We start from the raw sequence: 22,744 nt of genomic DNA, 5'->3' as shown, positions 1-22,744 counted from the left end.
TTGTCCAACATATGCCGGTTAATGGGAGCCGGGTCTGCATGGAGGTCACAGCCGGCAGCACATCTTTATAGGGTGACGGGGTAACCTTTTCGCATGGATAAAGAACCCCAGAAGATCAAAGTAAAGCATGATCGTCCGGTCTGTGACCGGTGCCAGGATCCCAAGATTGTTCTGAAACCTGATGGAAGTTACAAGTGTAAGCGTTGCGGGTACGACAGCTCGAAATAATGCGCTGCTCAAAAAGTGATGGGAGACACCGGTATTCTTCAGGTTCATACAGGTTTGAAGGATCTCATCACTGGACAAAATTGATGCATTTTTTTTCGTTAATCGTTCATCCCGGTGGCAGCCGCTCCCGGGTTGTGGGTGTAACGCTTAGGATCTGATTCCGGCAGACACCGTACCGGAACGGATCTGAACGCAAAATTCAGATCCCGCTTTAAATCCCGGAGAATGGCTGCGGCATAACGATAGGGGGGATTGAGGCTAGTCCGGAAGTATAATGGTCCACGGGATCGCTTCCGCTCTTGCTCTTGCTCTTGCGCACAGGACATCTGGTGGGTCTGATATCATTTTTTAGTTACATCGAAAAATGCGCGGTTCGCTCCCCGCACTCACCGGGGATGTTTGCTGCAGGTACAAGGAAAGGGTTATGTATTATTTATTTGTATAACCAATATAGAGAATCTATTAATACAATAACTTCAAACAGTGATCATAGACTCTGATTGGGACCATCCATGTATAACCAGCTAACATTTTACCAGCCAATAGGGAAATTGCCCATCATTTACATTCGTGCGGGTTGTGCATTCGTTCATCCACATGCGTTTATGGGAGAAGAGGATTCATGGCAAAACAATTAATTTCCAACGCGCTTCTCTGCCTCATCCTGTTCTGCCTTGTACTGATCCCCCCGGTCAGTGCAATCGTGGAATACCTTGAGGTTCCGGCAAGCAGCGACCCCCTTGAACGGGACCGCCCGGAGAATATTGCAGCGCTCAGGAACCACATTGCCTATATCAGTGGATCCCAGGAAGCCCGCATGGACGGAGTGATTGCCTATATCGATACGATAAGCGGAAGCACGGAAATCGATGACCTCCGGCAGATCCAGGCCGATTACATGGCAGCGGCAGCAACTATCCCGGTCATGAATACATCGGACCAGATAAATGGACTCCGGGACGAGATGTGTACCCTCTCCGGCCATTTTGCCCAAGAGACACAGTCCCGTCTGCTCCGGTTCAATGGCAATTCCGGCGAAATGCAGAGAAGTATCGCTGTCTCGATCAATGCCTTCGACCTGTCGCTTGCCGGCACGACCGATCCCATCTGGCTCACTCAGCCCGGTGCCCGGATAACCGTCTTTGGCCGGGAATCCTATCAACGCAACTTTACCCTGCGGAGCCTGAAAGAGAAAGGCTTTGAAATGAGCGGGGCACAACAGGTTTCTGAACGAATCGATGCAATCCGCCCGGAGCTGGAAGCGGCAGTGCTGGGGAACAAAGCCGAAACCGTCCTAGAGATCAACACAAAAATCAAGAGCCTGACCCAGCAGTACCGGAACACCGTTGCAGCATCCCTGGCAGGCACGGAATTATCCGGTTAATTTTTCTGCCGATACCGATAAGCCCGGGCTGTCATCTACAGGATCTTACAAAGAGGATTTTCCCGATCAATGACGGTGACACCATAACATTTCCCCAGTCCAGTTCCGGCCTGTCAACACTTCTCTGAAGAAATCCGAACTATTTTTTTTAAAGAGATCTTTTTACTGGTGAATGTGACACCGGCATTTCTGCATCGGGAAAGGCACCATGACAGGAAAATCCCCCGGCATCCGGTTTACGTTCATACAATTAAACGAGTGCTATGAGGTTCGGGATGCTCATGTTTGCGCGAGGACTACGGAACAGCCGTTCTGATTGTTTTTCCAGAGTATTCAAAAAAGCTTATCCCGCATTCCCAGGATAAAAACACCAAGGTACCTTCAGAGAACACGGTGATACAGCCAGAAATGATTCAGATTGCTAAAAACAATACAAAAAAGTGTGGGATGAACTCCCGGGATTACCAGCCGGCTTAAACCGCAATTACCGTATCAGGGAACTGGACGGTAGTCTCATCGCAGGTTGCCCGTGTTTTTAAGATCAGGGTCTGCGAGACACATTTTGAGGCAAGGAAACCACAATCCGCTTCAATCTTGATGGGCTCACTCCGGGATTCGCCGCTTGCGAGATTCCCGACACATTTCTGGATAGACGGTGCACTATTCAGGGCAATAAGTTCTCCTTTGCTGTTGTGCATATCAATCGTAAAGCAGACATTGTGCGCTGTTGCTGTGCCGGTATTGGTAACGGTGGGTGAAAGCTGGCGGCACGTAAGCCCGCATTTCTCCTGAGCGCCTGCATCGATCGCGAAATCAACGGCTTTCTGAGCTGTAACCTGTGCTGCAGCCGGCAATGACTGCTGGGCTGTGCCCGCAGCAGATTTTGAAACCGCTGCAGCCGCAGGAGTGGCAGAGGACTGCACTGCACTGCCACCTGCAGGGGCAGGCAGGGTGTACAGGGCAATAATTGCAAGAACAACTACCACGACAATAATTCCGGCGATGATCATCTGCTTTTTATCCGGGCCCGGGGATACGGGTACGTTGTTTGCGGAAGAGACAGGAGGTACCATGGAAAATTCCTGGTTTTTATTTTCGTATTCCTATCCATTAAAGGATGCGATTTATCCACACGATTTCAGCCATCCTGGGATCGCGTGCTACCCGGGGTTTCCGGAAATTGCCGCTGAGAAATTACCCGCAGACTCGTGACAGAGTCGCATCTCATAAGGAGCGCAGGGAAAAACCGAAGATTTTCCCGGAGCAGAAAAATCAATCGAAATCTTTCTGGAATTCAACTATTTCGGCCCTGATTTTATTCCTCTCCTGGATAAGTTCACTCGCCCACCAGGTGGCAAAAATGATCAGAGGGATCCCAAGGAAAGCCCCGAAAATAGTTTTTATGACCGCAAGACAGGAGAAGATCCCGACAATCAGCGTAACCGCAGGTCCGACCAGGCTGACCTGGCGGAGCTGCCGTTCCTTGTTCGAGATCCTTGCAGCAACGATCCGGTCATTCCGTGAAATTTTCGGACCGCCTTTTATTGTATCCAGCTTTGCACCAAGACATTTTCCGCAGAACGTCATGCCGGGTTTAACCGGATAACCGCAGGACTTGCAGACTGCCATTGCAGCCGGGCCGGCGGTAGTTGCCGGAGACCGGGCGAGTTCAGCTCCACAGGATTTACAGAATGTAGTGTTGTCCTCATGGTCAGTTCCGCATTTTTGACAGATCATTTCATACCCAGTTGCCTTTTTTATATATTTAGCATTTTCTTTTCGCATGGATCGACGGGATCTGCAACAGGGCCAACAATGATTGTTGAGTGTCACCACCGGTTTTATTGTATGACTTCGGGATCAGACCTGTACCAGGGATCTGGTATGAGTACCCCCATAGGGATTCTGGTTGCAGTAATTGCCCCGACCGGGTTCGCCCTGCCGGAGTCGGTTGCCGGATAGACAGTACTCCCGCGACCAGGTATGTACATAAGAACCGGAAAGCGTCCGGCACTATTGTCATTGACAGCACGGGGGAACTTCCCGAAAAAAGGTGTGGGATCAATCATATTTCCGGAACAGCGCCGGGTTCTGTCTTCGGATTCACCAGCGCCGGAGGAGGAAAATACCCCCGATAATCACCAGGACAACAACACCGCCAATTGCGATAGTTGGAAGCGGAAGGCCGATTTCGCCCTGAGTTGCCGGTACGGCAGTGGTCTGTTGCACGACCGGGGCCGTTGTTGCCGGTACAGTACTTTTCACCGTAGCGGAACCGGTGCCAGGTCCCCGATTGTTACCGAGGATGAAGTGATGGTCTGGTTACTGCCTGTGCCGGGCTGTGCACTTATAGCATAGAGCGAGAACGAGGGGCTTATTGCCGTGAAGGTGATCTTCCCCTGGCTGGCGGCCCCGGCTGTTGTCGGCAGGGCAACCCACTCCTTGCCGGTGTAATGGTACATCACGATATTCTGCGGGGACATGTGGTGCTCTTCCAGCCACGAGACCGGGACCGTGAAGGTGATGGTTGTGCCGGTTATCGTCGTGTACTGCGCGGGGACGAGGCTGATATACTCGTATATAGTGTCCGGTGATGGGGAGATCCCAGCTCCCGGTGAGGAGAGTACTGTACCGGTGACGATAAGATCGGTAATCCCGGTGCCGGTCACTTCAACCCTGCTCACCGCGGAATCGCCGCCAACATTTACTACCGCAGAACCGGAAGCCGGCGCGGATTTTGCTGCCGACGGTCCATCACTGCCACCGTCAATATAGGGCGAAGACCCGACCGTAATGTAACCACTCTTCTGCGTACTAAGATCTCATATCATTGTGGCGCAAACCCGGAAAAGGCCCGGCTTGTTCCTGGGTATTAAAAAAGAAAAATTATTCTTCAGATCCGGATTCTGTCGGAGGAGTTGTTCTGACTTTCCAGCAGAAGTAGAAAATCGAGATTATAACGAGGACTGCAAGAAGGGCTGCACTGAAGATGTTTTCTGCAACAAGCATGTTGATGGGGATTTTCATGTGGGCCATATCGTTGAAGTACCCGATAAAGAGGGCGACTATAAGAAAAAAAATAGACCCGACTATGCAGCCCAGGATGACTGCTGCGATATACCGCAGTACGCTCGGTTGTGATGGGTTTTCCGTCATTAAATGACTATTTTGCTCTGCCTGCTATTTAGCGGTTGCCCTTATGAGCAGCGATCCGGTCGTTTTTTCCTGACACATTCCGGTCATTACGGGGGACTGACCTGGAGCGAGATACCTTCGAACTCTGCGATAAGACGCGGGCCCTCGCTCACGATAATCCGGTACGTGGAGTATTTTCCGTTATCCGCCACCAGCTCAGCCCGGGCCAGAAGGGACCCGGTTGCCGGGGCAATATACAGGATGTGCACAGAAACCGCGACCCGGTTATCCCCCCCGCAGTTTGCGGCAATGCCAAAGGCATGATCGGCAAGGGCGAAGATAGCGCCCCCGTGGGCAATCCCGTCCGGGTTTGTCTTTCCCGTAAGATCCATGACAACTTCCGCGTACCCGTCATGGGCTTTTGTCACGAACATACCAAGAAGCCGGGCAAATTCGCACTCATTGAATGCAGCAATGCTGTCCTGTGCAGTCTTGTCGGCAGAATCACCGGTATCAGACATTATTCCCTCAAAAAAAATGTGGCACGGTGCGGGTCATTTGTACTCTTTCTGGGTATACGAGTACTTGTCGTTTTCACCGCCATCGGCAACGATATAAATCCATTCGTAGATGGATTGGAGAGTCCCAAATTTCTGGTACCGGCGCATCGAGAATCCGACTTTGAGTTTGCCGTCAAATTTTATTTTACCCTGGTCTTTTAACCGCATGGCGATTTCAAGGTCATCGCCGGCATCGATACACCGGTACATGCCGGCTTTTTCAAATGCCTCTTTCCGGAAGGCCGTGTTGCACCCGAGCGTGTAATAGAATGTCCGGCTGTAGTAACCAATGCGGGAGAAGGTGTTTGCAAGCAGGAGGGAGAAGCGGTTGCCAAGTCCTTCTTCAATGGGGTAGACCGGGCCATAGAGCTGGGCTATTCCAGGGTTTTTGAAATTCTCCTCAACCCGTTTTATCCAGTCAGGCGGGAGGATGCAGTCGGCATCAGTGGTTGCGATGATATCCCCTTTTGCCTCCTTAACCCCGTCGTTCCTTGCCCCGCCGACTTTTTTGCTGGTCTGGGTGAAAACCTTGTCTGCATATTTTTTTGCAATCTCGCAGGTTGCATCCTTTGAGCCGCCATCTACGACAATGATCTCGTACTCGTTCCGCGGAACGGTCTGGTGACAGAGGGAAACGAGGCACTGGGCGATATTTTCTTCTTCATTGAACGTGGGGATGATAACCGAGATCATGTGCGGGAAACTCCGGTATCGTTTTTGGTCTGGCGCATAATAAGGGTGATGCAGGGTCCGGCACGGTTACTGCGCCGGATATGATGCAATAAAATCCATGACACTGCGGATGCAGCCGTCCATATTCAGGTACTCGAACTGGGAGAATCGTCCAACAAGCGGGATGCCCGTGGACTGGCAGTACTCTTTGACAATTCCGATATTTTCCTGGTAGTTGAGATCATAGACAACATAGGCAAACGGCTGGCGTTCAATGGACGAAAAGACAACATCCTCCCGCTTCCCGATCTTCATGGTTTCGAGCATGGATACGACTTCATCGGTCAGCTCTTTATCCGACATACCGGCGACTTCGTCCCCCGGCTGGTGGGTGATCTCGGCAAGTACGGCGCTCTTCCCGTCCGGGGCAACATGCCGGCTGTAACTTGAGGGGAACGAGACCCGGTTGGTTTTTCCGAGCGCCGGGTCCGGCAGGTACAGCCACGAGATCTCCGGCACGCCTGCCTTATAGCCGATATTCACGCAGACAAGCGAGTTGTATTTCAGCGACCGGCAGGCCTCGGTCACCCGGGCCGGTACCCCGTCCAGGCAGGGAAGCAGGTGCTGGACCGGGATAGTGCTGATGATGCGGTCAGCAGTAACGGTCTCTTTTCCATTGCTGATGAGCCACGATTTGCCGGACTTCCTGATCGAACTGATCCGGAAACCGGTGCGGACGAACTGCTCCACCGGCCGGGCAATCGCGGTTACCAGTGCCCCGATCCCGCCATCCAGCGGGTACGAAAAGACGGCCTGGTGAGTGTAGCCCTCGGTCTCGATCCCGATGGCGGACTTGATGATGTCCTCAACCGGTGGCCGGGGGATACGGCCGTCAACCCAGTGGTGCGACATCTCGTCGGTTTTGTATTTCCAGATCTTCTCGTTATAGGGCACAAGATAACATTCGGCGATGCCGTCACCGAATGTATAATAGATCCATTCCTTGAAATTGTTCGGGGGAGAAACTTCGCCTTTCTCAACCGCAATAAGATTCCTGATGAACCCAAAGGTGCAGGCAAGACGGTCCTCATCGGGAAGCTGGGAGAGGCCGTTCTCGAACGGGTACTTGACATACTGGCCTTTGTAGAAGATCTTGGTATGCCGGTTGTTCCGCTGCTCGTTTCCTGCTATCATCCGGCGCATGAACGCGAGCACTTCGGTGTCCCGGGAAAAGATGATGTGGGAACCCCCGATATCGAACGTAAATCCCTTGTCGGTTTTCGACCGGCAGAGCCCGCCATATTCTGCCTCGGCCTCCAGCACCACGACCTCATCGCCCCGCTCGTGCAGGAGCCGGGCAAGGGCCAGGCCGGAGAGTCCGCCTCCCAGTATTGCCGTCTTCACGCCTTAACGTTGGGACGGCTGGATTTATATTCATGAGTATTGTTTTTTCACGCGGATTCCGGTTTGTGTTCCGGGCCTTTACCCGCCCCGTGCAAAGACCACTTTTACGCCATATCTGAACTTGATGAAGAGGTCGCTTGTAAGCATGACCCGAGTTCCCGCTGTATCGGGATCGAAGGTTGCTAACCCGCTCGCGAGTTCCCCAATCTCTGGTGATATATATCGAAACGTATTTTTTCCTGGTGGGTGAGCACAATACAGGGCGTTTGCCTATCGCAACCATGAGTGTACCGCTCTGTTCGGTCACAACTGCCGGGCTTTTTCTGCATTGGTATCAAAAACGGCGATCGTATCATTAAGTTTTACATCTGCCGTGGAGCGGGGAGCCTGTTGTGCTGCATTGAAGGTTTTTCCGGGCGGGATGGCATGAGTATGAGCGGTTGTGCAGCCAGAGGTAAGGAGCAGGCCGGTTATCAGGAGAATCGAGAGAAACGCGTATCCTCCAAGATTCATGAGCGGGAATTTTTTATTCCCACGATATCAATGTCCTGGAACAGTACTCTGGATATTTTCCCAGCACGTTTGGGGTTATGATTCTCAAATCCCGATGAAAGAATCTTTTCAATCAGATTATATCAATAAAAAATGATACAAAAACTACGATGGAAGGAAGCATCCCGTTTATCCAGACCCTCCAGACCAGTGCCCCGGATCTCGGACCTTTCATGCAGGGGGTAGCAAGCCTTGGCTCGCCCGAATTTTTCCTCATGGTAATCCCCCTCATCTACTGGTGTTTTGACAGAACCCTTGGTATCCGCCTGGCACTCATCCTTTCACTGAGCGGGGCCCTGTGCGATGCCCTCAAGATCGCAATCCATTCTCCCCGGCCGTACTGGGTGAGTCCCGACGTGAAAGCCCTGGCGAGTTATCCCTCGTTTGGTATGCCCTCCGGGCATGCCCAGAGCGCAATGGTTTTTTTTGGGTATCTTGCAGCGTACCTCAGAAAAATGTGGGCCTGGATCATCTGCATCATCCTCATCCTGCTGATAGGCCTTGCACGGGTATTCCAGGCAGTACATTATCCAGAAGATGTTATCGCGGGCTTTGCGGTCGGGCTCGTCATCCTCGTCCTCTTCCTCCGCTTTGAGGAACCGGCAGCCGGGTGGATCGGTAAAAAATCCCTTGGAGTCCAGGTGGGCGCGATCTTTCTTGTATCAATGGGATTGATCGGCATCAGTATCCTGGCGCTGGTATCTCTCGGTTCATGGCAGCTGCCGGCCGGATGGTCCGCGCTGGCATTATCGCAGACCGGTATTCCCATTGATCCTCTTTTCCCCCGTGACACTCTTATTGCCGCAGGTCTGTTGTTTGGATCTGGTACCGGTGCAGTACTTGCGAACCGGTTTATTCCGTTTAACGTGTCAGGTACCCGTTCCCAGAAAGTTGTCAGGTATTGTATTGGTATGGTCATCCTGTTCATCCTCTGGCTGGGACTCAGTCCGCTGACGCATTCCCCGACATTCACCGGCTGGCTTATGACGTACCTGCAGCCTGCCGCTGCGGGCTTGTGGATCGGTATTGGTGCCCCCCTGCTCTTCCGGAAAGCCGGGCTTATTGATACCTAACGACTCGTATCTGTCGGGCAGCGGATCTCTTAACGCAATGGGGATACCTTAAGATTTCTCCCTGCAGGTAGCAGGAACGAATCACGGCATGGAGGGGATGCCGGGATGCTTATCCATCACCAGAGTTATTCCCCGTCTTTCTCTTTACTATCCGCCAATCCCTGCTTTCACACACGTCTCTGCCGTAATAACCTACAGCAGTCCAGGTGAGCTGGAGGGGATGAAATTTTACCTCACACTCCATAGGGCACATGAACAACGATTCAGATCTTATCAGATGAAAAAAGGTTAACGTCTTACGCAGAAGTACCCGCCGCGGAGGTGGTATTTCGTATAGATCTCGCAACCCGAACAGAAACAGCCGATCAGTTTCATGTCCGTGGCCGATGACTGACCGCATGCGCAGAAGAGTTCGGTTGGCTTGTATTTATCCAGGCAGTATTTCCTGTAGTTCTGGCAGTTTTTGCAGTATTTCTTGCAGATTGCGCGGTTCTCTTCGGTATCTTCTACAACAGGTTTGTTTCCGGTTTCAAACATGGTAAAAAAAGTGTGCGATGATGGATTATAGATCTTTTTATACGGGTCTCTTTAGATGAAACCCTGATTCGGATCGGTAATGTACTATTCCAGCACCTTAAATCCAGGAAGGATTTACGGGGTGAAAAAAGGTAAAAATACCTGCCTGAAATTAATGCAAAAAGTAAATTCGTTTTGGAGCGGAAATACTGACGCTCCAGGGGCTTCGCCCTGCCGCAATGGCGCCCCGGTTGCGGTAGTGCTGTATTACCTGAATCGGGATTTTTGGTAATGCCGGGGAATCGCATGCGCCCCCGCCTCCAATGGGGGCAGGGCTGGCGCAAAGGGGGGGCGGACTATTGTAAAAGACAGATGTCAGGGGCTGGATTGGCACGTTACCCATTCAGATTATCTGGCGATGACGCGGAAGTCAGATCAATTTCGCGCACTACAATAAACCGTCCTTGAATATTCTACCCGGTTACGATGACAGCAAGTACCGTGAACGTTCCGGCAACGTAAGGAAAAATCCCCCCAAAAAAATGGTCTAGTGTTTAGCGCAGAAGTATCCAACGCGGAGATGGTGCTTTGTGAAGAGCTCGCAGGCTACGCAGAAACAGCGGATCTCTTTTTTTGGCGGAGCAGAGGATGTTCCGCAGGCACAGAAGAGTTCGGTTGGCTGGTATTTTTCCAGGGAATGAGCTTTGTAGTTCGGGCATATCCCGCAGTATTTCCTGCAGATAGCCCGGTTCTCTTCCGTGTCCTCTACACTATTTTTGCTGGGATTTATCATATTGAAGGATGTGTTCGCTGATGGATAAGAGGTTTTTGTGGTGGGTTCCGTTTCAGAGAAAAAGGCCTGTTCCCCCGGACGGTACTTTATGCCTCACCTTTGCGTCCGGACACGCAATCCCAAGGGGGGTTAACCGGGAGATTACTTCCTGTTCTTTGTGTACTGCAATGCAGGTATTCATGACGGTTTTCCGAACTTACGCTGCGTTGCCCAGCTCGCTATACCGTCGGCAAGCGCTCCATAAATAATCCCAAAGACAAAGAGCAGGCCGGCTCCGGCATAATTGTGGGCAGAGACAGGAACTATGCAGAGCAGGAGGCTGAACAGTGCACCAAGCCCCGCACCCCGGAAGATCGGGCTTATGAGAATCCTGTCGGCAAAACCGATAACAAACCCCTGGAGGGCGCGGCCGTAAAAGATCATAGCCATGAACCAGGGTTCCGGTGTTACTCCCTGGGGGGCGAGAACAAGGAGGCTTCCGGCGCAGTACAGGCCGGTCAGGACACCGATTGCCGTTGTTATTGCTATCCGCTTTTTCTCTGCCATTATTTTCCACTGAACAGTGTATTGTGCCAGAGAAAATATTATTTCTCCACTTCCGGTCCACGGGCAGCCGGGCCCGGGTTCATCATTGCCGTGGCTGAAACGATGTGCTCAGTAGAACCGCACATGACCCAGTTTCACCCCCGGACTATGAAAAATAATACACGTTGTGTTGTGAAAATCGAAAATCCACGTAACGATAGTCCAACAGGGTCCGCATTCTGCCGGAATTACTTCATATAAAACATCTGGAGAAATTAACAATTATCTGAAAAACAAGAATTTCCTTCGGATCTCCCGTGCCATATGGTAAATAAAACTTGCCCGGACATTTCCATTGAAGATCTGTTTCACTGAAAAGAATACCGCTTCGACAGCCCATCCTGTATCATATTTTTTCTCATCGGCCCAGGTGCAATAGCATCCGTTTTGTTTCTCTTAAAAAACATTCTGCGCGATCGGGGTATCCGCCCGATTTGGTGGAGCCCGTCTCCTGGATCTTTATGCCGGAATAGATGTGGAATTTTTCATGACCGTTGAAATATCATTCTAATCATAAGCACCATTTGGAAGGACCTGGGGACTGGGGGGATCCCCGAAAGCGATCTGGGCCTGTTCAAGAAGAACCGGGAACACTTCACCATCGCTGACTTGCTCGTTGGTAATCGCAATGCTGAGGAGATCCTTACTCTTCATATCAGCAATAATGTGAGATTGAATCCATTCCCGGTGAATACTCGCCACCCCCGCATCCATTCATCCCGACGGGTGACATCAATCCCCGTACTGTCGCAACAACAAGATCATTTACCTGATCGTTGAATTCAGGGAGCACCAGACATAATCGGATACGTGATTTCAAAAGAGCCGGCCTTAAGTCTCCCATTCAAACAACCCACCGCCCATGGCATACTTCCATGTCTTGGATATCCACACAACGGTTTTTATTACCTCTATTTTTTATCAGAAACGCAGGCATAGTTCTTTTGGGCGATCTCCTCCCGGATCAACCGGAACTATGCCCTCAAATATGCCCTGTATAAACACCGGTAAAGGGAAACTATTTCTTCCATATAATCGGTTATTTTTGCCTGTAACCTGATTATAACAGGTTTTTTTATGGCGGCGGACAATTTACCGGTCTTATCGTGTCCACCGCAGATTTGTGTCAACAATCGGAGCCCGAATCGCGCGTATTTCTTCACAATCTTACGATCTATCCCTGAAACGCACCGTGGTGTGATCCAACGGTCACTCCCGCTGGCGCATTGATCCCTGAGTTCTCTCAATCAAGATAGTGAAAAACCGGGTCCAGATGAGCATATCCAACCAGATGGCCGGCAGTGCGCAGTTGTGACTGCTCCCCCCCATAGACTACAAACGATCGGTCGGGAGTGTTGCCGGACAACCCGTTCCAGTAGGTGATATTATTGAAATAATCATTATTTGCGGTCCTGCCGGATTTTATTTCAATCGGGATAAGGACTCTTCCCCGTTGTTCGATAAGACAATCTACCTCGTGCCCATGCTGATCCCGCCAGAAGTACAGGTTTCCTTCCAATCCCCGGTTGAATCTGTACTTTAAGAATTCAGTTATGATCAGGGATTCAAAGAGGCCCCCTTTCAATGGATGATACGCGAGATCCTCCGGGCTCTGTATTCCCGCCAGATGGGCAGCAAGCCCGGGATCGGTAAAGCAGAGTTTGGGCATTTTCACCAGTCGCTTATTGAAGTTTTTCTGATGTGGTCTGATAAGGACGATGATGCAGGATGTTTCGAGAAGTGACAACCATTCTTTCGCGGTATTATGAGTAATCCCGCAATCCTGTGCCAGGGAAGAATAATTCACGATCTGCCCGTTCCGGAATGCGCACATCTTCATAAATGTCTGGAATGCGGAAAGGTTCTGTACCTGTTTTAACTGGCGCAGATCGCGCTCAAGATATGTCTGGATATACGACGGATAGAAATCTTCCGGCTGAAGTGCTGTACTATAAAGGCGGGGAAAAAAGCCGGTGAAGAGATACTCTTCGTACGGCCTGACGGGGAATCCCTCGCGCGCAAGTTCCCTCATTGAGAGAGGGAGCAGCCGGATGATCCCGACACGCCCGGCCAGCGACTGCGAGATACTTTCCATCAGCAGAAAATTCTGCGATCCGGTCAGGATATACTGTCCGGGCCGGCCGTTCCTGTCCAGTATTCCCTGAAGATAGGAGAAAAGTTCAGGGACCCTCTGCACTTCATCAATAACCGCACCGGTTTTTTCAAACTGTGCGAGGAAACTCCGCGGATCCTCCTCTGCAAAGGCACGGGTGTCAGGATCTTCCAGGAGGACATAGGGTTTGTCCGGGAAGACCGATCTGACAAGGGTTGTCTTTCCGGACTGACGGGGACCAATGACCGACACGGCTGGAAACCCGTTTGCAAGTACCCTGAGTTTTTCCTCGGCATCCCGTTTGATCATAACCTTTCCCTCTTCCTTATACTGGACAAATTGTCAATCGCTTTTACAATTTGTACAGTGTAGGGTATGGGTACTATAAAATCCTCTTCTCTTGCCATAACCCGACGAGCCACATCTGCTTCCGTTCGGCCGTGACAACCGGAGCCCGTACAAGGGAGATTTAGGATGTGGAATAGCTGACACTCACTGAGGAGAGCGCCTGGATTTCCGCATTTCACGGATATTTCCTCGGAACCGAAAGGCTGGTTGAACCGGTATACAACGTTACTATTTCCGACTTCCGTCTTCTGAACATCTAGATACTAAACAAAATCCGGAGGAAAACCGTTCACTTTTTTTGCTTAATCTGTATCATATCCTGCATTACACCCACGAATTGTTGTATGCAGCCGGTTTTTTTTGTCAGGCTGAAAAGAGTCTCTTCAGAAATTCCATGGTACTCGTGTGAAAGGAGATTCCGGTAGGTTACCAGGCCAACCATCTCATGGGTGAGATCACTTCCGATGATCTCATCGTTCTTAAGGAGAACAAATATTTCCCGGTATGTGGCCGATATGCCGAGATTATGCGCTATGGCCATTTCACTTCCAAGATCGAATACCCGGTTGAGAAGGGAAAACAGAATCATGGATGATGCGTAGAAATTCTGTTTATCATGAAGTTCCTCAATGTTGTGTATACCCAGTTCATCAAGATCCTTCAGATACCGTCAGATATCAGAAACCATTGTCCCGATCCTCACCTCATTGTACTGGATATCGTTTTCATGGTATCTTACACCCGGACTTTCATTGCATGGAGGCAGTGTCTTCGGATAAGAGGAGCTATATCGATATATTCACGGATAGTCTCCGCTAATATCCGGTGGAACCGGAGTTGAGTCTTTGCAAAATAGTACACGCCTATCCCGGAGTACCCGGAACCGTATCGTTATGGGGAGATCCCAGAAGAGGTTCACATCGACTCCCTCAGATCCATAACTAAGGAGATCCCACCGGTCAGACGGGGGCAAATCCTTTGGTGTAACAATGCAGAGATAATATCGGATATACTCCGCGCCTGGTCGCGTGCAACAGAACCGAAGAGTACCAGGGCAATGACTTCTTCCTTCAGAGAAAGTTCACTGATGAGCGGGGTTACCTGCTGCATGTCCGGAATAGTATCCGTTATAGCGGAGTCCTGCAGGGTATTTACCGTATTAATGGCACTTTCGGTGAGCATTCTTATATTGTTTTAGGTTGGGAGAATGCAGGCTCATCAGAAATTATCTTTTGAGAAAAGGCGGTGCCCATGATCGGGTTTTTGTTCATTTTAGTAAACTTTTGTTTTCGCGTGATTCCGACATCCATTGGGTTCTGGTTCTAAAATGGGGGTAATGATTATATCTGCAATCATTATAACTATAATCATTATGAGATTCTACAACCGGGAGAAGGAACAAACCCTCATGGAGCAGCTGAAGAACGCCTCTCCTTCCTTCCTGGTCATTACCGGACGGAGACGGGTTGGGAAAACCGAACTTATCAGGGAATTCTGCCGGAATAAAAAATCTCTCTACTATTACGTTGACCAGAACAAGAGTATCGACATCATGATGGAAGAGTTCGGGCACTATACTGCAACGACCCTGGATTTGCCCGCCTATGTTAAACTCGATACCCCTGAGTCCCTGCTCGAATTCCTCTTCTCATATGAACATCCGGTTATCGTTGTTTTTGATGAATTCCAGCGGTTCTTAAAAGTTTATCCTTCGTTTATCGCACAGGTCCAGCGCTTCTGGGACCAAAAGAGTAAATCGGCACCGGTTTTTTTTATCATCTCGGGATCTTCTGTGGGGATGATCAGAAAGATCTTTCTCGAGGGGGAATCGCCACTCTTCAAACGGGCTGATAATATCCTCACCCTCCGTCCGTTTCCCCCCCGGGAATGCCTGTCTATCCTTGCGGATCTGGGTGTTGAGGATCCGGACGCGCAACTGGATCTGTATCTTCTTTTTGGCGGGACAATTTACTATTACACGTTTCTTGAAAAATACCGGTGTACCAGCCTTGAGGAAGCACTCGATACCCTTGTTCTTGCCGATCTCGCGCCATTCCGGAGGGAGATGAGTGATGTTCTTATTGAAGAGTTCGGACGGGAACATGCAACGTATTACGAGATCCTTGCTGCGATCGCGGAAGGCAGAGGTGCGCAGAAAGAAATTGCTGATTTTACCCATCTTGCACCGACTTCGCTTCCCCCCTATCTCAAAGACCTCACCGATCTTTTGGGGATCATCGAGTACCGGGTCCCGGTTACGGAAGATGACCAGCGCTCGAAAATGGGGAGATATTTCTTTTCCGACAATTTCTTCCGGTTCTATGCCCGGTATATCTACCGGAACATGAGCCTGTACCAGGGTGGGCAGTATGGGCTTCTTAAAGAAAAGATTCTGTCCGAATGGAGGGGATTTTCCGGCCTAGCATTTGAAGAGATGGTCCGGACGATCCTTGTGCAGGAGCTTGCCGGCCGGTACGGGCATATCGGTTCCTGGTGGAACCGGCGGGGAGACGAGATCGATCTTCTCGGTCTTGGCCATGAGGGCAATCTTGCAGTGGAAATTAAAAACCAGCACCTCACTGAATCCGAGGCACGCAGTCTTCTCTCGCACCTCAATAAGAAGATCCCGCTGGTCAAGGGTCTGGCCGGCCCCGTGACCCTGGGGGTTGCCGCCCGGACGGTTGAAGGCAAAGAGAACCTGGTCCGCGAGGGATATTTCATCCGCGATCTGTCGGATCTCGGCATTGGCGGGTGACGTGGGAGGGGGTCTTCTTTTTTTAAAACCTTCATGAGAAAAAACCGGAAATTCAATGAGCAGAAACTATTTTTTTGTTGAGAGTGGGGTAATGTGCCACAATGACAGTTCTTTTCGTTGAACGATCTTTTGATTCTCCGTCAAAGTGGACGCAATTTTTTTTTATCAGCCGGATGTTCTGACACTACCGGAAATTGGCCATAGCCGACTAATTCAGGTCAAAAAGGTTGTGGAGCCGTTCCTGCACATGAGTTTGCATTACGGGTGATAATATGCCTAATTCTCGCTGTAGCATTGATTTTGTGACGGTCATTAATCGGTGGAGTTGAAGTGTGGACGAGACCCGTAACCCTGTTGAGGCAAAACCGGGGTCTAAAGAGTCTATGACTAAATCCGTTTTCAGGGGACTGATTGGAATGCGGCTTGTAATGAAAGCCAGAATAATATGGTCCTGCGGTCCGATCGGGTCAGTAAGGCACACTGCCGGGCGAACTTTTGTATTTGAAAGATCATCGAAGGGAAATAAAATGAGACCTCCTTTATGCTTCGTCTGGGTACGGTTTCCCGTCACTTAAGGTGTAGATCTCCTCCGTTTGATCTTTCAGATTGTTAAAAGCAGGACTTAACATAGCTGCATGTAACCATTTTTTTTCATCCCATTCATCAACCGGCGAGTATAATACAATGACTCGCACATGTTTTGGGACTGATGGGGGAAGTATGCCGTCCACTTTCAACTGGTGATCATCATTGACAGTTCCTGTAAGTTCTATGGCAGTCAGTTGAGTTTCCATTAAGTGTTCCCCCCGTTTTAATTAATATCGGATGGGATCGTTAAACCTGATATATCCTTTAGTTGCATTTTGTCGCGTCAGGATATCACCATTTGGTTGTCCTTTACTTTTTAAAACTATCTCAAGAACGTGTGCCTTTCCTGTAGGCCATCCAACAATGTATATGGCTCGTTGATGATCCTCTTCGTAATCTCTAAATAATTCAGTCACGTTATATTCTTTACATAATAAAAATCACGTTACATTTTATTCACATCCAGAATAATCGGGATAATCAAAACCTCGAGGATTTATCCAATGGTGGAAACAAGCAATAACAACCCTGATTCCAGTTCCAAAGGAGCGTTTTCTGTAAGCTCCCCCCCACAGAATTCCTCCACGGTTGAAGTGAATGTGTTGGATGGGACGCACCTGAAGGGACTCGTTGCCGTGATACCGGCGTACAATGAGCAGGTATCCGTGGGATCCGTTATCCTGCTGGCCCGGGAATATGTTGATACGGTTATTGTTGTCAATGACGGTTCCTCAGATCGGACTGCTGAAGTTGCAAAGCTGGCAGGAGCAGAGGTAATCTCTCTTGAACATAATATGGGAAAAGCGCATGCGCTTCTTCTCGGGTTAAGAAAGGCCCGGGAATCCCACTGTACAGCGGTTGTCATGCTGGATGCGGACGGGCAGCATCACACCCGTGATATCCCGCGGATTGCCGCTCCGGTCCTGAGCGGGGATGCGGACCTGGTGATTGGCTCCCGGTTCATTCATAATTCCGGTAAAATCCCCCTTTACCGGAAGTTCGGACAGAAAACCCTGGATGTTTTTACCAATATCGGAACCAAACAAAAGGTTAGCGATTCCCAATCCGGATACCGGGCGCTGAGCCGGAAGGCGCTTGAGTATCTTGATTTCAGATCCGATGGTTATAATGTAGAATCGGACATGATCGCCCATTTTGTTGCAAAGGGTCTCGTGCTCCGGGAAGTTCCCATTGGCGTGCGCTATGATGTTCCAAACAAGCACAAGAAGAACGCGGTAAGTCATGGTATGGGTGTTTTGGCCCAGCTTATCAACCTGATCAGTTACCGGCGTCCGCTGCTGGCATTCGGGATTCCCGGATTTTTAATGATAGTTGCCGGGTTAATTTCAGAAATCTGGGTTTTTGCGGAACTGTATGCAGGGCATTCTTTTCATTATGTAATCGCAATCGGGAGTGCTTTTGTCCTTGTTCTTGGCATGCTTCTCGTGATTGCCGGGTTAATCCTGAATACGCTTGTAAGGATTGTTAATGAGTGTAAGTGAACAAATTACAGGGAAATACAATTTCTTTTGGGTTCTGTCATTAAATCAGGAAAATTTACCGATTATCCCTCTTCGGATCGAAGATTCTGAATAACGTTGAATAATTAGGATCTATTAGTAAATTGAAGTGGTTTTTGAGTGAATACCCTAAAAAAGTATCATAATCACGGTTTTTCCCATCCGTTTTGTTCCATAATGCCAAAGAATCCGCCAGATTATGCCATGATGTTTGGAGGCCCGACTGTTTCGGAGGGGAATACTCCTTAATCGAAATCCCCATCAGATTGCAGGAACCGTAGGCTGGATGATATCTCATTGTGGCAGGGCACCGTTACCTTACTGCAGTATACCATTTCTCTTGCGGTATCTGGAATATGGGGGATATTTTTCTTCCTCATAATCGATTATTTATTCAAAACTGCTTCTGATATCGTATGGTTTTTATATTCTCAATATCTCATAATTATTGATATTCTTCTGACAGATTCTAAAAAAACCTCACTATCCTTGAGATAATTATCATTACCGGAGGGCTGATATCTTGGAGACTTCAAACAACTCACATCTCATTTTCCCATCCCCCCCGAAAAAAATGAAGATCGCGGATGTCATTGTCGTTATACCGGCATATAATGAGGAACTGGTTATCGGCAGTGTTGTTCTGAAAGCCTGCCGGATTGTTGACAAAGTTATTGTTGTTGACGATGGTTCAACCGATCGCACTTCTGAAGTTGCACAAATGGCCGGTGCCGAAGTATTACGCCTTGATGAAAACCAGGGAAAAGCCCATGCCCTGCTCCTTGGTTTGAAGCATGCCCGAAATCTTGGCGGTAATGCTGTTGTTACCCTTGATGGAGACGGCCAGCACAAAACCCGTGAGATCCCAATCGTGATAAAACCCGTTCTCGATGGAAAAGCAGATCTTGTGATTGGATCCCGATTCCTTCTAAAGGAAAATGGTGTACCTTCCCATCGCAGGGTGGGACAAAAAACCCTGGATCTTTTCACGAAAATTGGTTCAAAGCATGCATGCACCGATTCACAGTCCGGCTTCCGGGCACTTTCTCCCAAGGCTTTGGAAAATCTTGATTTTGTCTCGTACGGCTATGGTATAGAATCCGACATGATCACACATTTTGCCGGACGCGGTCTTACCATTGCGGAGGTGCCCATAACAGTCCGCTATGAAGTCCCCCAGAGCCATAAGAAAAATTTTCTCACCCATGGTCTTGGCGTTCTCGCAGGAATTATCAATCTCCTCAGCTACAAGCGCCCGTTACTTGCTTTTGGCATACCAGGTTTTTTCCTCTTGGGTGTTGGGTTTATTCTTGGCATTTTCTCGTTCTCTGAACATGTAACAACCTCCAGATATTCTCTCACAATCTCCTTGATGAGTGCTACACTTCTGGGTCTTGGTTTGCTGCTGATGGTTGCGGGATTGATTTTGAATGCGCTGGTGATCATTATGGCTAATAAGAAATAATCCACTATGTTTACTGCAATCGATTCAATATTTTTATGTAAATCTAATGTGAGATTAAAATGAAAATTTTACGAGTGACTGGAGATTTATACCCTGCGGTTGTTGGCGGTGTTGGAATCCACACCCATGAATTATCTAAATGGCAGGTAATTAACGGTCATCAGGTGACTGTTTTTACAAACAATCAAAAAAAAGCCCCTGCATGTGAATTTATTGATGGATACGAAGTGAAAAAATTTCCCGTTAGATTATCTCTTTTTGGTAACTCAATCTCTCCGGATTTAATACCTGCAATAATTCGATCAAGAAAAAAATTTGATATTATTCATGCGCACTCACATCTTTTTTTTCCTACGAACATTTGTGTTGGTACTTGTCTCATTGGATCCGCTCCTCTGATAATAACTAATCATGGTTTAATATCGGCAAGTGCACCCCTATGGCTGAATAAACTCTACACGCGAAGTATTACAAAAATCTCTTTTGAAATTGCCGACTGTGTCCTTTGTTATACGGATATAGAAAAAGAAAAATTACACAAATTTGGTGTTCCAACTGAAAAAATTCGTGTAATTCATAATGGGGTTGATACAGAATTGTTTTCTCCACGAAAAACTGGTGGTAAGAAAAAATATCAACAATTATTGTGGGTGGGACGCTTTGTTCCTGGCAAAGGGGTGAATAATTTAATTGAAGCGTTTCAAAAAATTGTTAAGGATTTCGAAAATACACGTTTGATTCTGGTTGGGGAAGGTCCACTTAAATCAACTATTGATGATCAGATTGAAAAATTAGGTCTAAAAAATAATGTTGAGATCTATGATTACTGGAATAACTCTAAATTACCCGAATTGTACAATGAATCCGATATTTTCATTCTTCCGAGTCTAATGGAGGGGGTTCCCCGGACGATTCTTGAGGCAATGGCATGTGGCATACCGGTAATAATTACCGAATTGCCTCACCTCAGGGAAATTGTTAATGGCGCGGGTCTTATTGTTCCTCAAGGGGATTCAGAAAAACTTACATGTGCCATATCTCAATTATTAAATAACAAAGAAATGGCACTGCAACTCGGAAAGGCAGGTAGACAAAAAATCTCGCAGCAGTTTTCATGGCAGGATACTGTTGAAAAAACATTGAATGTGTATAAAGAATTTGTTTAATTCATAACCCATGTGATTCTCGGGTTTTTCCATGTGCGGTATTGTTGGATTCAACTGGAGTGATCAATCGATTTTACGGTCAATGATGGATACCGTGAAACACCGAGGTCCTGATGAGTCGGGTTTTTATATTGATAATCATATCTCTCTCGGTCACCAGCGACTGAAAATCATTGATCTTCATTCAGGAAAACAACCCATCCATAATGAAGATGAGACCATCCAGATTATATTCAATGGTGAGATATACAATTTTCCTCAATTACGTAACCTACTGGAAAAAAAAGGCCATTCTTTTTACACCAATACTGATACTGAAGTTATTGTTCATCTTTATGAAGAATATGGTACGGGATGTGTCAATTATTTAAATGGAATGTTTGCTTTTGCCATCTATGACAACATAAAACATATACTCTTCCTGGCACGAGATCGAATCGGGAAAAAACCGCTGTATTACTGGTTTGATGGTACACGGTTTATTTTCGCATCTGAAATCAAAGCCATACTTGTGCACAAGAACGTTGCACGAAAAGTAAACTACTCTGCGTTTCAATCGTTTCTTCAGTTTCGCTATACTCCTGGAGAAGATACGCTCTTTACCGGAATTAAAAAACTTCTACCCGCACATTCTCTCCACTTGCAGGGAAATCAGATTACGATCAATAAATACTGGGATGTCAGAGAAAAAATCACTATCGGCTCTGAAGATGTGTATCTTGAAAAATGTTTAAAGTTATACCGGTCTGCAGTCAAATCACGTTTAATCAGCGATGTGCCTCTTGGGGTTTATTTGAGTGGTGGCCTTGATTCAGCAAGTATTGTCGCTCTTATGAGTGAATGTACTGATACTATAGACACATTCTCTGTCGGATTTGGATCGACCGCTAATTCCGAAATTTCCTATGCCCGGATGGTGGCAGATGAATTCGGAACTAATCATCATGAATTCATTGTTGAAGACAAACATCTCTCTTTAATCCCAAAAATGGTATGGCACCTTGATGAGCCAATCGGCGATGCTGCAACATTACCTACTATGGTTATTTCACAGGAAGCAAAAAAATTTGTTACTGTTGTTCTTGCCGGCGAAGGCGGGGATGAAATTTTTGCCGGATATGATAATCAACGGGTCATGATGCTGTGTTCAAAGGCGTCTGGGATTCTTCGTCCGGTTTCTGGGGCAATAAATGCCCTCAAACAGGTTCTCCCGCCAGAGAAAAATGCATGCCGGTTGCTGGATATTCTCTCGCAAAAAGATTTACCCCATCAATATTTTGTTCTGAACTCTTTGTTCAATCCGAGAGAAATGAAAAATCTCGGGCTTTCTGAGGAACCTCCGGATCTTTCCTCATTTCATACAGAAAATATGAACAAACTTAATACATTGCTTTATTATGGTATTCATACGTGGCTTCCGAATGATTTCTGTATGAAAGCGGATAAAATGACCATGGCTTATGGTATTGAAGAACGTGCACCACTCCTCGACTACACTCTTGTCGATTTTTCATTCACACTCCCTGTATCATTAAAACTCCGAAATGGGTCGGGAAAATATATCCTGAAAAAATCTATGGATCATATCCTGCCTAAGGATATTATTTACCGGAAGAAGCATGGCTATAATGCTCCGATGGATGCGTGGTTCAAAGGACTGTTGAAAGAATCACTTGAACATATTCTCGAAGAACGTTCACATTTATTATATGATCACTCTTATATCACAGGATTATTGGGGAAATTTCAAAACGCGGGAAATGATTACCGGATGAATTTCTATAATGCCCAGAAATTATGGAGTATATTCATGTTTGAAATGTGGTATAAGATTTTTATTGATAGAGTTGATTATAATAAAATTCGGATATGATCTTTTAAATTAAT

The 22,744-nt window shown here is 47.9% G+C and carries 27 protein-coding genes; 10 read left to right on the top strand and 17 right to left on the bottom strand.

The features are described from left to right. The first annotated feature begins 93 nt into the window (after positions 1 to 93). The 3 genes from WC593_14025 (at position 94) to WC593_14015 (ending at position 2,089) form a co-directional block, all read left to right on the top strand. The gene (locus WC593_14025; protein MFA4826265.1) at positions 94 to 228 is read left to right on the top strand and encodes a hypothetical protein; all 135 of its coding nucleotides are present in this window, start codon (positions 94 to 96) and stop codon (positions 226 to 228) included. Between the two features lie 622 nt (positions 229 to 850). Next, entirely contained in the window at positions 851 to 1,612 is a 762-nt protein-coding gene (locus tag WC593_14020; protein MFA4826264.1) for a hypothetical protein, read from the top strand. 285 nt (positions 1,613 to 1,897) lie between these two features. Next, on the top strand, positions 1,898 to 2,089 hold the full coding sequence (locus tag WC593_14015; GenBank protein MFA4826263.1) for a hypothetical protein: 192 nt from the start codon (positions 1,898 to 1,900) through the stop codon (positions 2,087 to 2,089). Here the strand turns inward: WC593_14015 and WC593_14010 are convergent. From WC593_14010 to WC593_13970, 9 genes are all read right to left on the bottom strand, one after another. Further along, positions 2,086 to 2,685, bottom strand: a complete 600-nt coding sequence (locus tag WC593_14010; protein ID MFA4826262.1) for a hypothetical protein — start codon at positions 2,683 to 2,685, stop codon at positions 2,086 to 2,088. The two genes, WC593_14015 and WC593_14010, sit on opposite strands and share 4 nt — an antisense overlap. 199 nt (positions 2,686 to 2,884) lie before the next feature. After that, positions 2,885 to 3,349: a zinc ribbon domain-containing protein gene (locus WC593_14005; protein MFA4826261.1), complete on the bottom strand. Its 465-nt coding sequence runs from the start codon at positions 3,347 to 3,349 to the stop codon at positions 2,885 to 2,887. Positions 3,350 to 3,715: 366 nt separating this feature from the next. Continuing rightward, positions 3,716 to 3,877 (bottom strand): hypothetical protein, encoded by a 162-nt coding sequence (locus tag WC593_14000; protein MFA4826260.1) that lies wholly within the window; start codon positions 3,875 to 3,877, stop codon positions 3,716 to 3,718. Beyond that, positions 3,874 to 4,296 (bottom strand): PGF-pre-PGF domain-containing protein, encoded by a 423-nt coding sequence (locus tag WC593_13995; GenBank protein ID MFA4826259.1) that lies wholly within the window; start codon positions 4,294 to 4,296, stop codon positions 3,874 to 3,876. The genes WC593_14000 and WC593_13995 overlap by 4 nt, the downstream gene beginning before the upstream one ends. Positions 4,297 to 4,498: 202 nt before the next feature. Continuing rightward, positions 4,499 to 4,768 carry a hypothetical protein gene (locus tag WC593_13990; protein ID MFA4826258.1) on the bottom strand — a complete coding sequence of 90 codons (270 nt, stop codon included), beginning with the start codon at positions 4,766 to 4,768 and terminating at the stop codon, positions 4,499 to 4,501. An 86-nt stretch (positions 4,769 to 4,854) separates the two neighbouring features. Further along, positions 4,855 to 5,268, bottom strand: a complete 414-nt coding sequence (locus tag WC593_13985) for a PaaI family thioesterase (protein MFA4826257.1) — start codon at positions 5,266 to 5,268, stop codon at positions 4,855 to 4,857. 33 nt (positions 5,269 to 5,301) lie between these two features. Continuing rightward, complete coding sequence (locus WC593_13980; protein ID MFA4826256.1) at positions 5,302 to 6,000, bottom strand: glycosyltransferase; 699 nt, start codon at positions 5,998 to 6,000, stop codon at positions 5,302 to 5,304. 66 nt (positions 6,001 to 6,066) lie between these two features. Beyond that, positions 6,067 to 7,383 carry an FAD-dependent oxidoreductase gene (locus WC593_13975; protein ID MFA4826255.1) on the bottom strand — a complete coding sequence of 439 codons (1,317 nt, stop codon included), beginning with the start codon at positions 7,381 to 7,383 and terminating at the stop codon, positions 6,067 to 6,069. 303 nt (positions 7,384 to 7,686) lie between these two features. Next, complete coding sequence (locus WC593_13970) at positions 7,687 to 7,896, bottom strand: hypothetical protein (GenBank protein ID MFA4826254.1); 210 nt, start codon at positions 7,894 to 7,896, stop codon at positions 7,687 to 7,689. Positions 7,897 to 8,045: 149 nt separating this feature from the next. Here WC593_13970 and WC593_13965 point away from each other — a divergent pair, with 149 nt between their 5' ends. Continuing rightward, on the top strand, positions 8,046 to 9,008 hold the full coding sequence (locus WC593_13965) for a phosphatase PAP2 family protein (protein ID MFA4826253.1): 963 nt from the start codon (positions 8,046 to 8,048) through the stop codon (positions 9,006 to 9,008). A gap of 288 nt (positions 9,009 to 9,296) precedes the next feature. Here the strand turns inward: WC593_13965 and WC593_13960 are convergent, their stop codons facing one another. Continuing rightward, a complete protein-coding gene (locus WC593_13960; GenBank protein MFA4826252.1) occupies positions 9,297 to 9,545 on the bottom strand; it encodes a DUF2769 domain-containing protein in 249 nt (82 codons plus the stop codon). A gap of 79 nt (positions 9,546 to 9,624) precedes the next feature. Here WC593_13960 and WC593_13955 point away from each other — a divergent pair, with 79 nt between their 5' ends. Beyond that, positions 9,625 to 9,816, top strand: a complete 192-nt coding sequence (locus WC593_13955; GenBank protein ID MFA4826251.1) for a hypothetical protein — start codon at positions 9,625 to 9,627, stop codon at positions 9,814 to 9,816. 255 nt (positions 9,817 to 10,071) lie between these two features. On the opposite strand, the gene WC593_13950 is transcribed toward WC593_13955, so the two are convergent. The 6 genes from WC593_13950 to WC593_13925 form a co-directional block, all read right to left on the bottom strand. Next, on the bottom strand, positions 10,072 to 10,317 hold the full coding sequence (locus WC593_13950; GenBank protein MFA4826250.1) for a DUF2769 domain-containing protein: 246 nt from the start codon (positions 10,315 to 10,317) through the stop codon (positions 10,072 to 10,074). Positions 10,318 to 10,494: 177 nt separating this feature from the next. Beyond that, a complete protein-coding gene (locus WC593_13945; protein MFA4826249.1) occupies positions 10,495 to 10,863 on the bottom strand; it encodes a hypothetical protein in 369 nt (122 codons plus the stop codon). A gap of 546 nt (positions 10,864 to 11,409) precedes the next feature. Beyond that, positions 11,410 to 11,616: a hypothetical protein gene (locus WC593_13940; protein MFA4826248.1), complete on the bottom strand. Its 207-nt coding sequence runs from the start codon at positions 11,614 to 11,616 to the stop codon at positions 11,410 to 11,412. 529 nt (positions 11,617 to 12,145) lie between these two features. Continuing rightward, entirely contained in the window at positions 12,146 to 13,324 is a 1,179-nt protein-coding gene (locus WC593_13935; protein ID MFA4826247.1) for an ATP-binding protein, read from the bottom strand. 328 nt (positions 13,325 to 13,652) lie between these two features. Next, a complete protein-coding gene (locus WC593_13930; GenBank protein ID MFA4826246.1) occupies positions 13,653 to 14,027 on the bottom strand; it encodes a HepT-like ribonuclease domain-containing protein in 375 nt (124 codons plus the stop codon). A gap of 251 nt (positions 14,028 to 14,278) precedes the next feature. After that, positions 14,279 to 14,545, bottom strand: coding sequence for a hypothetical protein (locus WC593_13925; GenBank protein MFA4826245.1), 267 nt, complete (start codon positions 14,543 to 14,545; stop codon positions 14,279 to 14,281). A gap of 190 nt (positions 14,546 to 14,735) precedes the next feature. Here WC593_13925 and WC593_13920 point away from each other — a divergent pair, with 190 nt between their 5' ends. After that, entirely contained in the window at positions 14,736 to 16,118 is a 1,383-nt protein-coding gene (locus tag WC593_13920; protein MFA4826244.1) for an ATP-binding protein, read from the top strand. A 539-nt stretch (positions 16,119 to 16,657) separates the two neighbouring features. Here the strand turns inward: WC593_13920 and WC593_13915 are convergent. Next, positions 16,658 to 16,912, bottom strand: coding sequence for a hypothetical protein (locus WC593_13915; GenBank protein MFA4826243.1), 255 nt, complete (start codon positions 16,910 to 16,912; stop codon positions 16,658 to 16,660). 297 nt (positions 16,913 to 17,209) lie between these two features. Between WC593_13915 and WC593_13910 the strand changes: the two genes are divergently transcribed. The 4 genes from WC593_13910 (at position 17,210) to asnB (ending at position 22,730) form a co-directional block, all read left to right on the top strand. Then, positions 17,210 to 18,208 carry a glycosyltransferase family 2 protein gene (locus WC593_13910; GenBank protein MFA4826242.1) on the top strand — a complete coding sequence of 333 codons (999 nt, stop codon included), beginning with the start codon at positions 17,210 to 17,212 and terminating at the stop codon, positions 18,206 to 18,208. Positions 18,209 to 18,800: 592 nt separating this feature from the next. Continuing rightward, positions 18,801 to 19,691, top strand: a complete 891-nt coding sequence (locus WC593_13905) for a glycosyltransferase family 2 protein (GenBank protein MFA4826241.1) — start codon at positions 18,801 to 18,803, stop codon at positions 19,689 to 19,691. 59 nt (positions 19,692 to 19,750) lie between these two features. After that, entirely contained in the window at positions 19,751 to 20,857 is a 1,107-nt protein-coding gene (locus tag WC593_13900) for a glycosyltransferase family 4 protein (protein MFA4826240.1), read from the top strand. A gap of 31 nt (positions 20,858 to 20,888) precedes the next feature. After that, positions 20,889 to 22,730, top strand: a complete 1,842-nt coding sequence (gene asnB, locus WC593_13895) for an asparagine synthase (glutamine-hydrolyzing) (GenBank protein ID MFA4826239.1) — start codon at positions 20,889 to 20,891, stop codon at positions 22,728 to 22,730. The last annotated feature ends 14 nt before the right edge of the window (positions 22,731 to 22,744 follow it).

It is taken from the genome of Methanoregula sp., assembly GCA_041645435.1.
In the GTDB taxonomy this organism is placed as follows: Archaea; Halobacteriota; Methanomicrobia; order Methanomicrobiales; family Methanospirillaceae; genus Methanoregula.
Note: the sequence above shows the minus strand (reverse complement) of the source record. Positions and strands in the feature narration are given on the sequence as shown.

Excerpts from the sequence above, each read along its gene's own strand:
- WC593_13915 (MFA4826243.1), bottom strand. The coding sequence starts at position 16,912 with ATGGAAACTCAACTGACTGCCATAGAACTTACAGGAACTGTCAATGAT.
- WC593_13905 (MFA4826241.1), top strand. The coding sequence starts at position 18,801 with ATGAAGATCGCGGATGTCATTGTCGTTATACCGGCATATAATGAGGAA.
- WC593_13925 (MFA4826245.1), bottom strand. The coding sequence starts at position 14,545 with ATGCTCACCGAAAGTGCCATTAATACGGTAAATACCCTGCAGGACTCC.
- WC593_13945 (MFA4826249.1), bottom strand. The coding sequence starts at position 10,863 with ATGGCAGAGAAAAAGCGGATAGCAATAACAACGGCAATCGGTGTCCTG.
- WC593_13935 (MFA4826247.1), bottom strand. The coding sequence starts at position 13,324 with ATGATCAAACGGGATGCCGAGGAAAAACTCAGGGTACTTGCAAACGGG.
- WC593_13950 (MFA4826250.1), bottom strand. The coding sequence starts at position 10,317 with ATGATAAATCCCAGCAAAAATAGTGTAGAGGACACGGAAGAGAACCGG.
- WC593_14005 (MFA4826261.1), bottom strand. The coding sequence starts at position 3,349 with ATGATCTGTCAAAAATGCGGAACTGACCATGAGGACAACACTACATTC.
- WC593_13900 (MFA4826240.1), top strand. The coding sequence starts at position 19,751 with ATGAAAATTTTACGAGTGACTGGAGATTTATACCCTGCGGTTGTTGGC.
- WC593_13940 (MFA4826248.1), bottom strand. The coding sequence starts at position 11,616 with ATGGATGCGGGGGTGGCGAGTATTCACCGGGAATGGATTCAATCTCAC.
- WC593_13920 (MFA4826244.1), top strand. The coding sequence starts at position 14,736 with ATGAGATTCTACAACCGGGAGAAGGAACAAACCCTCATGGAGCAGCTG.
- asnB (MFA4826239.1), top strand. The coding sequence starts at position 20,889 with ATGTGCGGTATTGTTGGATTCAACTGGAGTGATCAATCGATTTTACGG.
- WC593_14020 (MFA4826264.1), top strand. The coding sequence starts at position 851 with ATGGCAAAACAATTAATTTCCAACGCGCTTCTCTGCCTCATCCTGTTC.
- WC593_13955 (MFA4826251.1), top strand. The coding sequence starts at position 9,625 with ATGTACTATTCCAGCACCTTAAATCCAGGAAGGATTTACGGGGTGAAA.
- WC593_13965 (MFA4826253.1), top strand. The coding sequence starts at position 8,046 with ATGGAAGGAAGCATCCCGTTTATCCAGACCCTCCAGACCAGTGCCCCG.
- WC593_14025 (MFA4826265.1), top strand. The coding sequence starts at position 94 with ATGGATAAAGAACCCCAGAAGATCAAAGTAAAGCATGATCGTCCGGTC.
- WC593_13985 (MFA4826257.1), bottom strand. The coding sequence starts at position 5,268 with ATGTCTGATACCGGTGATTCTGCCGACAAGACTGCACAGGACAGCATT.
- WC593_14010 (MFA4826262.1), bottom strand. The coding sequence starts at position 2,685 with ATGGTACCTCCTGTCTCTTCCGCAAACAACGTACCCGTATCCCCGGGC.
- WC593_13970 (MFA4826254.1), bottom strand. The coding sequence starts at position 7,896 with ATGAATCTTGGAGGATACGCGTTTCTCTCGATTCTCCTGATAACCGGC.
- WC593_13910 (MFA4826242.1), top strand. The coding sequence starts at position 17,210 with ATGGTGGAAACAAGCAATAACAACCCTGATTCCAGTTCCAAAGGAGCG.
- WC593_13990 (MFA4826258.1), bottom strand. The coding sequence starts at position 4,768 with ATGACGGAAAACCCATCACAACCGAGCGTACTGCGGTATATCGCAGCA.
- WC593_13960 (MFA4826252.1), bottom strand. The coding sequence starts at position 9,545 with ATGTTTGAAACCGGAAACAAACCTGTTGTAGAAGATACCGAAGAGAAC.
- WC593_13980 (MFA4826256.1), bottom strand. The coding sequence starts at position 6,000 with ATGATCTCGGTTATCATCCCCACGTTCAATGAAGAAGAAAATATCGCC.